8 protein-coding genes and 3 pseudogenes are annotated in these 9844 nt (G+C 73.1%); 8 read left to right on the top strand and 3 right to left on the bottom strand.

What is annotated here, in order from left to right; translation table 11 throughout:
- From ACFP2V_RS11700 to ACFP2V_RS11680, 5 genes and pseudogenes are all read left to right on the top strand, one after another.
- The coding region (locus tag ACFP2V_RS11700) for an RNA-guided endonuclease TnpB family protein (RefSeq protein WP_381209565.1) at window positions 1-569 on the top strand (569 nt) is incomplete at its 5' end.
- Between the two features lie 60 nt (window positions 570-629).
- Window positions 630-1541 (top strand): annotated as a pseudogene (locus tag ACFP2V_RS11695) (molybdopterin dinucleotide binding domain-containing protein); the annotation flags it as partial.
- 144 nt (window positions 1542-1685) lie between these two features.
- Window positions 1686-1868 (top strand): annotated as a pseudogene (locus ACFP2V_RS11690) (sugar ABC transporter ATP-binding protein); the annotation flags it as partial.
- Between the two features lie 134 nt (window positions 1869-2002).
- Complete coding sequence (locus ACFP2V_RS11685; RefSeq protein ID WP_381209562.1) at window positions 2003-3391, top strand: aldehyde dehydrogenase family protein; 1389 nt, start codon at window positions 2003-2005, stop codon at window positions 3389-3391.
- Window positions 3392-3479: 88 nt separating this feature from the next.
- Window positions 3480-4562 (top strand): annotated as a pseudogene (locus ACFP2V_RS11680) (Zn-dependent alcohol dehydrogenase); the annotation flags it as partial.
- A 163-nt stretch (window positions 4563-4725) separates the two neighbouring features.
- On the opposite strand, the gene ACFP2V_RS11675 reads toward ACFP2V_RS11680, so the two are convergent.
- The 3 genes from ACFP2V_RS11675 to ACFP2V_RS11665 all read right to left on the bottom strand — a co-directional run bounded on the left by ACFP2V_RS11675 (window position 4726) and on the right by ACFP2V_RS11665 (window position 7396).
- A complete protein-coding gene (locus tag ACFP2V_RS11675) occupies window positions 4726-5769 on the bottom strand; it encodes a DMT family transporter (RefSeq protein ID WP_381209559.1) in 1044 nt (347 codons plus the stop codon).
- Window positions 5770-5951: 182 nt separating this feature from the next.
- Window positions 5952-6662 (bottom strand): ArsR/SmtB family transcription factor, encoded by a 711-nt coding sequence (locus tag ACFP2V_RS11670; RefSeq protein ID WP_381209556.1) that lies wholly within the window; start codon window positions 6660-6662, stop codon window positions 5952-5954.
- A gap of 92 nt (window positions 6663-6754) precedes the next feature.
- Window positions 6755-7396 (bottom strand): TetR/AcrR family transcriptional regulator, encoded by a 642-nt coding sequence (locus tag ACFP2V_RS11665; protein WP_381209553.1) that lies wholly within the window; start codon window positions 7394-7396, stop codon window positions 6755-6757.
- A 69-nt stretch (window positions 7397-7465) separates the two neighbouring features.
- On the opposite strand from ACFP2V_RS11665, the gene ACFP2V_RS11660 reads away from it, so the two are divergent.
- The 3 genes from ACFP2V_RS11660 (at window position 7466) to ACFP2V_RS11650 (ending at window position 9840) form a co-directional block, all read left to right on the top strand.
- A complete protein-coding gene (locus ACFP2V_RS11660; RefSeq protein WP_381209583.1) occupies window positions 7466-8617 on the top strand; it encodes an acyl-CoA dehydrogenase family protein in 1152 nt (383 codons plus the stop codon).
- Between the two features lie 171 nt (window positions 8618-8788).
- Complete coding sequence (locus ACFP2V_RS11655) at window positions 8789-9076, top strand: YiaA/YiaB family inner membrane protein (RefSeq protein ID WP_381209550.1); 288 nt, start codon at window positions 8789-8791, stop codon at window positions 9074-9076.
- 116 nt (window positions 9077-9192) lie between these two features.
- On the top strand, window positions 9193-9840 hold the full coding sequence (locus ACFP2V_RS11650; protein ID WP_381209547.1) for a TetR/AcrR family transcriptional regulator: 648 nt from the start codon (window positions 9193-9195) through the stop codon (window positions 9838-9840).
- The last annotated feature ends 4 nt before the right edge of the window (window positions 9841-9844 follow it).

Raw genomic sequence — 9844 nt, 5'->3', positions numbered from 1 at the left:
GCGCGGAGAAGAAGCTGAAGAAGACCCAGCGGGAGCTGTCCCGCAAACAGAGGGGATCGAAGAACCGCGAGAAAGCCCGCCTGAAGGCCGCCCGCGCCCACGCCAAGGTCACCGACGCGCGCCGCGAGTTCCACCACCAACTCTCCACCAAGCTGATCGCCGAGAACCAAGGGATCGCCGTGGAGGACCTGTCGGTGGTGGGACTGGCCCGCACCAGGCTGGCCAAGTCCGTGCACGACAGCGGGTGGTCCTCGTTCACCAGCATGCTGGAATACAAAGCGCAACGGTACGGCCGTACCTTTGTGAAGGTGGGGCGGTTCGAGCCCACCAGCCAGATGTGCTCCGCCTGCGGGCACCGCGACGGGCCCAAACCCCTGCACGTGCGGGAATGGACCTGCCGCGCCTGCGGCACGCTCCACGACCGGGACCACAATGCAGCGATCAACGTGAAGACGGCCGCCGGACTGGCGGTATCGGCCTGCGGAGCGCCGGTAAGACCAGGAGCGATCCCGGCACAGCGCGAAGAAACAGGAAGCCAGGGAAGCCCGCCCGACGCCCGTGCCGCGTAGCGGCACAGCACCGAGCGAGCAGGCCAGAATCTCCCTCCTTCAGGAGGGAGAGCAAGTCAAACCCGCCCCGCCCTCCCGCTGGAACCCGGCCGCATGGCGGAGACCGAGATCCTGGCCCGGCTCCTCCTCCTCCTCCTCCTCCTCCTCCTCCTCCTCCTCCTCGCCGCCACCGGCCGGCACGGTGCCGACCCTGCGGCCGTCGACCAGTTGGTCATCGACCAGACCCTGGGCAGGGCGGTGCACGACCCGCACTCCCCGGTGCACGGCCGCGACCCGAAGGAACTCGCGGGGCTGCTCACCGGTCACGACGGCCCCGAGCGGCGGCTGGACATGATGCTCCGCCTCGGCCCCTACGGCGACGGCTTCGGCGCCGACCCGGACGGCCTCACCCTCGACCGGCTGCTCGCCCACCCGCACGGCATCGACCTCGGCCCCCTGAACCCCCGCCTTCCGCAGCCCCTGAAGACCCGCAGCGGGCAGGTGGAAATCCTGCCGGAACCGATCGCCGCCGACCTTCCCCGGCTGCGCGCCGCCCTCGACGAACGCCCCGAGGGCTTCGTCCTGGTCGGCCGCCGCCATCTGCGCTCCAACAACAGCTGGATGCACAACGTGCCCGCCCTCACCGGCGGCACCAACCGGTGCACCCTGCAGATCCACCCCGACGACGCCGAACGCCTCGGTGTCCGGGACGGACAGCCGGTACGCGTCCGGGGCGCCGGGGGAGAGGTGACCGCGCCCGCCGAAGTGACCGACGGGCTGCGCCGGGGCACGGTGAGCCTGCCGCACGGCTGGGGCCACGACCGGCCCGGCACCCGGCTGCGGCACGCGGCGGCCGACCCCGGCGTCAACGTCAACCAACTGCTCGACGGCAGCCTCCTCGACCCGCTGTCGGGCAACGCCGTGCTCAACGGGGTGCCCGTCGAGATCGCACCGGGGGCCGCGCCCGGGGCCGCACCAGGATCGGCCACGTGACCGAAAGGCGCACCACGCTGTCACCGCGCTGAGCCGGACAGAGCCGCGACCCGGTGTTCTGCGCTTGCCGGCGGGCCGGGCGCGACATCCCGGTGCCAGGGGAGCGGACCGAGCGGGCGCAGCCGGATCCCGCCCCCGTCGGATCCCGCCCCCGCCGGGCCCCGGCTGCCCGGCGACCTCGTCGTCCGGCCCACCGCCCCGGACATCGGTCTCCGGCACGGAACGCGGGTGCCGCTCCTGGCCGACCTCGCCCGCCTGTCCGCCTTCGACCGGCACGGAGAACGGAGCTGTCCCACCCCGGCGCGGCTGCCCGACCTGGACGAGTGACGCTGCGGCCCGCCCGGACGCCCCCGGTCCCGCACCAGCCGCTGCCGAGCCGTGTCCGTGTTCCCCTGGCGTCATTAAATTAGCGCCGCTAGTTTATGAGGTGGACGACGACACCCCGCCCCGGAGGAAACGCGATGAAGGCATACGACGGCATGTACATCGACGGCGCCTGGCGCCCCGCCGCCGGCCAGGACGTGATCGAGGTCGTGAACCCGGCCGACGGGCAGGTGATCGCCACCGTCCCCGCGGGCACGGTCGAGGACGTGGACGCCGCCGTGCGGGCGGCCCGCGCCGCCCTCCCCGCCTGGGCCGCGACCGCGCCCGCCGAGCGCGCGGCCCGTCTCGCCGCCCTCCGGGACGTGCTGGCGGCCCGGCGGGACGAGATCGCGCAGACGGTGACCGCCGAACTCGGAGCACCCCTGAAGCTCTCGCAGAACGTGCACGCGGCCGTGCCGATCGCGGTGGCGGGCTCGTACGCCGAGCTGGCGGCGACGTACCCCTTCGAGGAGCGGACGGGCAACTCGACCGTCCTGCACGAGCCGGTCGGTGTGGTCGGCGCGATCACCCCCTGGAACTATCCCCTGCACCAGATCGTCGCCAAGGCCGCCCCGGCCCTCGCCGCCGGCTGCACCATCGTCGTCAAGCCCGCAGAGGACACCCCGCTGGTCGCCCGGCTCTTCGCGGAGGCGGTGCACGAGGCCGGTGTCCCGGCGGGCGTGTTCAACCTGGTCACCGGCCTCGGCCCGGTGGCCGGCCAGGCCCTCGCCGAACACCCGGGCGTCGACCTGGTCTCCTTCACCGGCTCCACCGCCGTCGGCCGCCGGATCGGCGCCGTCGCCGCGGCCGCCGTCAAGAAGGTCGCCCTCGAACTCGGCGGCAAGTCCGCCAACGTGATCCTCCCCGGCGCCGACCTGGCACGGGCGGTCAACGTCGGGGTCGCCAACGTGATGTCCAACTCCGGCCAGACGTGCAGCGCCTGGACCCGCATGCTGGTCCACCGCGACCAGTACGACGAGGCCGTCGAGCTCGCCGCGGCCGCCGCCGCCAAGTACGGCGACCGCATCGGCCCCCTCGTCAACGCCAAGCAGCAGGAACGGGTGCGGGGTTACATCGAGAAGGGCGTCGCCGAGGGTGCGCGCCTGGTCGCCGGTGGCCCCGACGCGCCGCGCGAGCAGGGCTGCTTCGTCAGCCCCACCGTCTTCGCCGACGTCACCCCGGACATGACCATCGCGCAGGAGGAGATCTTCGGCCCCGTCCTGTCCGTCCTGCGCTACGAGGACGAGGAGGACGCCCTGCGCATCGCCAACGGCACCGTCTACGGACTCGCCGGCGCGGTCTGGGCCGCCGACGAGGCGCAGGCGGCGGCGTTCGCCCGCCGCATGGAGACCGGCCAGGTCGACATCAACGGCGGCCGCTTCAACCCCCTCGCGCCCTTCGGCGGTTACAAGCAGTCGGGCGTGGGCCGCGAACTCGGCGTGCACGGCCTGACCGAGTACCTCCAGACCAAGTCCCTCCAGTTCTGAGCCGGTTCTGAGCCGGTTCTGACCCGACTCGGGCCCATTTCCTCGAGCACTGACCAAGTCCCTCCGGTTCCAGGGGAGTCCCACTGCCATGGTTGTCCGCGCCGCCGTACTGTCCGCCGTCGACGCCCCGTTGGAGATCACGGGGATCGACCTGCCCGAGCCCGGCCCCGGGAAGGTCCGGGTCCGGCTCGCCGCAGCCGGGGTCTGCCACTCCGACCTGTCCCTGACCAACGGCACCATGCGTCTCCCGGTCCCGGCGGTGCTGGGCCACGAGGGGGCCGGCACGGTCGTCTCCGTCGGCGAGGGTGTCACCCGTGTCGCGCCCGGCGACGGTGTCGTCCTCAACTGGGCGCCCTCCTGCGGTGTCTGCCCCGCCTGCGCGCGCGGCGAGGTGTGGCTGTGCGCCGACGCCCTGAGCGGCGCCGCCGCGGTGCACGCCCACCGCGCCGACGACGGCACCGCGCTCCACCCCGGCCTGAACGTCGCCGCCTTCGCCGAGGAGACGGTGGTGCCCGCGTCCTGCGTCCTGCCCGCCCCCGACGGCGTGCCGCTCACCGACGCCGCCCTGCTCGGCTGCGCCGTGCTCACCGGCTACGGCGCCGTCCACCACTGCGCGCAGGTCCGGCCCGGTGAGTCGGTCGCGGTGTTCGGCGTCGGGGGAGTGGGCCTCGCCGCCCTCCAGGCGGCCCGGATCGCGGGCGCGGCGACGATCGTCGCGGTCGACGTCTCCCCGGAGAAGGAGGAGCTGGCCCGCTCCGCGGGGGCGACCGAGTACGTCGTGGCCTCGGACGCCACCGCCCGCGAGATCCGGGCCCTCACCGGGAAGCAGGGCGTGGACGTGGCCGTCGAGTGCGTGGGCCGCGCGAGCACCATCCGCACCGCCTGGGAATCCACCCGGCGCGGCGGACGCACCGCGGTCGTCGGCATCGGCGGCAAGGACCAGCAGGTCACCTTCAACGCCCTGGAGATCTTCCACTGGGGCAGGACCCTGTCCGGCTGCGTCTACGGCAACTCCGACCCCGCCCGCGACCTCCCCGTCCTCGCCGGACACATCCGGGCGGGCCGGCTCGACCTGGGCGCCCTGGTGACGGAACGGATCGCCCTGGACGGCATCCCGGCCGCCTTCGACAACATGCTGGCGGGCAAGGGAGGACGGGCCCTGGTGGTCTTCCAGAAGGACCCGGTGCGGCGAGCGGAGGTTCCGCCGTTCGACCGGAGTTCGGGGAACGGGCACGACGTCGCCCGGTAGGTGGGCGTTGCGCAACGGACCCGGGTCCGGCCGTGGGCCGTGATGCTCCGGGATTTCCCTCGAGGGCGGGGCGCCGGGCACTTGGTCATGCCGAGCCGGACGCCCGGTCGGGCTGTACCTCCCGCGTGTCCCGTGCCTCCCGGACGCCGTGTGTCCTTTCCCGGGGTTCCTCCGGGTCCGGGTCCGGGACTGTGCCCGCCGGACCCATGGCCCCGGACCCGGCCCGCTTCCCCGCCCCGGCCCGGGACCGCGACACCGCCACGCCCGCGAGGCACAGGGTGCCTCCCAGCAGGGTGAGCGGGCCCGGTACCTCGCCCAGCGCGAGCCAGGACATCAGCACCACCAGGGCGGGCACCGCGTACGTGGTCGCGCCCATTCGGCTCGCGGTCGTCCTGGTCAGGGCGTAGGCCCAGGTGGTGAACGCGAGGGCGGTCGGGAAGACGCCCAGGTAGACCATGTTGAGCGTGGCGGAGACGGGCGCGTCGGCGGCCTCCCGGACGAGCTGCCCGGCGAAGGGCAGACACACCACCGCCCCGACCAGGCACCCGTACGTCGTCACCTGCAGGGGGCTCCCCGTCCCCAGGGCGGGCTTCTGCGCGACCACGCCCGCCGCGTACGCCATCGCCGCCAGCAGACACAGCACCACCCCGAGCACCGATGAGCCGCCCTCGCCGGACATCGACAGCCCCACGGTCACCGCCCCGGCGAACGACACGGCCATGCCGGCCAGCAGCCGCGGCGGCACCGAGTCCCCGAGCAGCCGGGCGCCGAGCAGCGCGATGAGGATCGGCCCGACATTCACCACGAGGGCCGCGGTGCCCGCGTCGACCTGCTGCTCGCCCCAGTTGAGGACGACCATGTAGAAGCCGAACCAGAGCACCCCCGACACCATGATCCCGCGCCACGCGGAGCGCGGCGGTATCCCTTCCCTCCGCCACAGGCAGATCGTCCCCAGCACCAGGACGCCGGCGGTCAGCCGCCCGAGGGCGAGTGCTCCCGGCGAGTAGGCGGCCCCCGCGCTGCGGATCGACACGAAGGCGGAGGCCCACAGCACCACGGTGACGGTGGCGGCCCCGGCGGCGAGCAGCTCCGCACGCCGGGCGGGGCGCGGACGGAAGACGTTCATCATGATCCAGAGGCTAGGAGGGGAAGGGGCCCGCAGGCTCGCGGTTTTCGGACGGGGCGTACGGAGCGTACGGAGCGTACGGGCGTACGGAGCGTACGGGTGTGCGGAGCGTACGGGTGTGCGGAGCGTACGGGTGTACGGGGCTGGACAGGGCGGAGTGAGCGGTGCGGTGCGGTGGGCGCCGGTCAGCGCAGGGCCCACTCCTCGATCCCCAGCAGTTCCGACAGCGCCCGTTCGCCCTCCTGCGTCACCTTCACCGCGCGCGCGGAGCCGATGCGGACGCACCACCGCACGTCCAGGGCGTGCCGGCACAGGGCCGCCCCGGCGGCTCCGGCGAGGTGAGGGCGGCGCTCCGTCCAGTCCAGGCAGGCGCGGGCCAGCGGGCGGCGGCCGCGCCGGTCGAGGCCGGTGCCGAGGGCGTCGAACCAGCGCAGGCCCGCCTCGGTGAGTGCGAACCCGGTGTCCTGGAGCAGCAGTCCGCGGGCCGTGAACGCGTCCGTGACCGCGATGCCGAGACGGCCGGCGAGGTGGTCGTAGCAGGTCCGCCCGCGGGCCATCGCCGAGTCCGCACCCGCCTGCCGCAGGGTGTGCGGACGCGGATCCGCACCCGGGACGACCTGCGAGGCCAGTTCCTCCACCAGCTGGGCGACCCGCGCGTCGGCGAGCCGTACGTACCGGTGCCGGCCCTGCCGGTCCTCGGCGAGCAGCCCGCCGGCGACGAGCTTGCCCAGATGCTCGCTCAGCGTGGAGGGGGCGACACCCGCGTGCCGCGCCAGCTCTCCCGCCGTCCACGCCCGGCCGTCCAGCAGTGCCAGCAGACACGCGGCCCGGGTCTCGTCGGCGATCAGCCCGGTGAGCCGCGCGAGTCCGGCGGCCCGGGAGTCCTTCGTGGTCATGCGTCCCAGCATGCGGTACGGACACTTCGGCGACGGCCGAACCGTACCGTCGTACCGTCCCACGGCGCGCGCCCGTGCCGGCTGCGGATGCCCTACTCGGTGCCCCGCGCCCGCTCGTACTGCCCCGCCAAGCCGTCCAGCAGCGCCGTCAGGCCCGCCTCGAAGGCCCGCTCGTCGATCTTCTCCTGCTTCTCGGCGAGCAGATGGGCCTGGCCGAGGTGGGGATAGTCGGCGGGGTCGTAGGCGCCGGCGTCGTCCACGAACCCCCCGGCGAAGGAGCCGAGCGCCGAACCCATGATGAAGTACCGCATCAGCGCGCCGATGGACGTGGCCTGCGCGGGCGGCCAGCCCGCCTCGACCATCGCGCCGTAGACCGCGTCGGCAAGCCGCAGGGCGGCCGGGCGGCGGCCGGGGCCGCGCGCCAGGACCGGCACGATGTTGGGGTGGGTGCGCAGCGCTGCCCGGTAGGAGACGGCCCAGTCGTGCAGCGCGGTCCGCCAGTCCCGGCCGTCCTCGAACATCGACAGGTCGACCAGCGCGCTCACCGAGTCGGCCACCGCCTCCAGGATCTCGTCCTTGGTGCGGAAATGGTTGTAGAGCGAGGGCCCGCTGACTCCCAGCCGTGCGGCGAGCCGACGCGTGGAGAGGGTCGCCAGGCCCTCCGCGTCCACGAGCTCCCGTGCCGTCTCGACGATCCGGTCGGTGCTGAGCAAGGGCTTGCGCGGTCGGGCCATGGCGCACATAGTAGGGCCGGACCAGAAAACTAGCAGTGGTAATTAAAATCCCGGGGTTGGGTGACTGTCATGAACCTGGAGCTCAGCGAGGAGCAGAGCGCCGTCCGCCGGCTCGCCCGGGACTTCGTCGAGCGTGAGGTCGTTCCCCACGCCACGGCCTGGGACCGTGCCGAGGAGGTCGACCGGGGCATCGTGAGGAAACTCGGCGACCTCGGCTTCCTCGGGCTGACGATCGACGAGCGGTACGGCGGCTGTGGCGGCGACCATCTCGCGTACTGCCTGGTCACCGAGGAGCTGGGCCGCGGCGACTCCTCCGTGCGCGGGATCGTCTCCGTGTCCCTGGGGCTGGTCGCCAAGACCGTCGCCGCGTGGGGCAGCGAGGAGCAGAAGCGGACCTGGCTCCCCGGGCTCACCTCCGGCGCATACGTCGGCTGCTTCGGCCTCACCGAGCCGGGTACCGGTTCCGACGCCGGGAACCTCTCCACCCGTGCGGTGCGCGACGGCGACGACTACGTCATCAACGGCACCAAGACGTTCATCACCAACGGCACCTGGGCCGATGTCGTTCTGCTGTTCGCCCGGTCCACCGACGCCCCCGGCCACAAGGGTGTGTCCGCCTTCCTCGTGCCCGCCGACACCCCCGGCCTGACCCGCCGCGCCCTGCACGGCAAGCTCGGCCTGCGCGGCCAGGCCACCGCCGAGCTGGTCCTGGAGGACGTACGCGTGCCCGCGTCCGCGATGCTGGGCCCCGAGGGCAAGGGCTTCCCGGTCGCCATGTCCGCCCTCGCCAAGGGCCGTATGTCGGTCGCCGCGGGCTGTGTCGGCATAGCCCGGGCCGCGCTCGACGCGGCCGTGCGGTACGCGGGGGAGCGCGAGCAGTTCGGGAAGACCATCGCCCATCACCAGCTCGTCCAGGAGCTGATCAGCGACATCGCCGTGGACGTCGACGCCGCCCGGCTGCTGACCTGGCGGGTCGCCGACCTGATCGATCGCGGGCAGCCGTTCGCCGTCGAGTCCTCCAAGGCCAAGCTCTTCGCCTCGGAGGCGGCCGTCCGCGCCGCCAACAACGCCCTCCAGGTCTACGGCGGTTACGGCTACATCGACGAGTACCCGGTGGGCAAGCTGCTGCGCGACGCCCGCGTCATGACGCTCTACGAGGGCACGAGCCAGATCCAGAAGCTGGTCATCGGGCGTGCGCTGACCGGGGTTTCGGCGTTCTGAGACGAGGGAGGCCGCCGGGCGGGACCGTACGGACGGGGCGGACCGGCTACTCGGACCGGTCCGGCTACTCGGACCGGTCCGGGCGGACCAGCCGGTCCGAGTAGCCGGTCCTGGTGGATCTGAGTATCCCGACGGATGCGCGGGGTGTCGCGGTCGCCGACCCTGTTCCCCATGAGTGACACATCCGTCAAGCAGCAGAACACGGCGGCCTTCTACGGTCAGGCCGTCGCATCGTTCGCCGTCGCCCTGGGGGCGACCGCCTTCGGCATCGTCCGGCTCGAGGCCGACGCCTGGGTGCGCGGCTTCATGGCGATCGCCGTCCTGTACCTCGTCACCTCCGCCTTCACCCTGGCCAAGGTCATCCGCGACCGCCAGGAGGCCGGCCGGATCGTGAGCCGGGTGGACCAGGCGCGGCTGGAGAAGCTCCTCGCGGAGCACGACCCCTTCGAGAAGCTGTGAGCACTCCGCGGGACGGTGACCGGTCCCCGCTCGGATGAGCGGGCGGGAGACGATTCCTAAGCGATCGCTCACCCTTGCCGGTATGGTGTTACCCCTGCCAGTGAATGGGGTGAGCGATGAGTACGGCGGAGGAGACGGCCGGCGCCGAGGCGCAGCCGTGGGGCGAGGTCACGCCCGACGCGGCCCGACGGCTGCTGCTCGCCGCCGTCGAGGCGTTCGCGGAGCGTGGCTACCACGCCACGACGACCCGCGACATCGCGGGCCGCGCCGGCATGAGCCCGGCCGCGCTCTACATCCACTACAAGACCAAGGAAGAGCTGCTCCACCGCATCAGCAGGATCGGCCACGAGAAGGCGCTGGACATCCTGCGTACCGCGGCCCGCGCCGAGGGCAGCCCGACCAGGCGCCTCGCCGAGGCGGTGAGCTCCTTCGTCCGCTGGCACGCGGGCGGACGCACCACCGCACGGGTCGTGCAGTACGAACTCGACTCGCTCGGCCCCGATGCCCGCGCCGAGATCATCGCCCTGCGCCGTCAGGTCGACGCCGAGGTGCGCGGGATCATCGAGGAAGGTGTGCGCTCGGGCGAGTTCGACGTCCCCGACGTGCGGGGGACCACCCTCGCCGTGCTCTCCCTCTGCATCGACGTGGCGCGCTGGTTCAACGTCAACGGCTCCCGCACCCCCGAGGAGGTCGGCGCCCTCTACGCCGACCTCGTGCTGCGCATGGTCGGCGCCGAGCGCACGGGCACCGTTGCGGGGGAGTAGCGCA

Source organism: Streptomyces incanus (assembly GCF_042656345.1).
GTDB classification, from domain to species: Bacteria; Actinomycetota; Actinomycetes; order Streptomycetales; family Streptomycetaceae; genus Streptomyces; species Streptomyces incanus.
Note: the sequence above shows the minus strand (reverse complement) of the source record. Positions and strands in the feature narration are given on the sequence as shown.

What these genes read in the sequence shown, in the direction of transcription:
- ACFP2V_RS11675 (WP_381209559.1), bottom strand. Translation starts at nt 5,769, where the DNA reads ATGATGAACGTCTTCCGTCCGCGCCCCGCCCGGCGTGCGGAGCTGCTC.
- ACFP2V_RS11685 (WP_381209562.1), top strand. Translation starts at nt 2,003, where the DNA reads ATGAAGGCATACGACGGCATGTACATCGACGGCGCCTGGCGCCCCGCC.
- ACFP2V_RS11655 (WP_381209550.1), top strand. Translation starts at nt 8,789, where the DNA reads ATGAGTGACACATCCGTCAAGCAGCAGAACACGGCGGCCTTCTACGGT.
- ACFP2V_RS11670 (WP_381209556.1), bottom strand. Translation starts at nt 6,662, where the DNA reads ATGACCACGAAGGACTCCCGGGCCGCCGGACTCGCGCGGCTCACCGGG.
- ACFP2V_RS11650 (WP_381209547.1), top strand. Translation starts at nt 9,193, where the DNA reads ATGAGTACGGCGGAGGAGACGGCCGGCGCCGAGGCGCAGCCGTGGGGC.
- ACFP2V_RS11660 (WP_381209583.1), top strand. Translation starts at nt 7,466, where the DNA reads ATGAACCTGGAGCTCAGCGAGGAGCAGAGCGCCGTCCGCCGGCTCGCC.
- ACFP2V_RS11665 (WP_381209553.1), bottom strand. Translation starts at nt 7,396, where the DNA reads ATGGCCCGACCGCGCAAGCCCTTGCTCAGCACCGACCGGATCGTCGAG.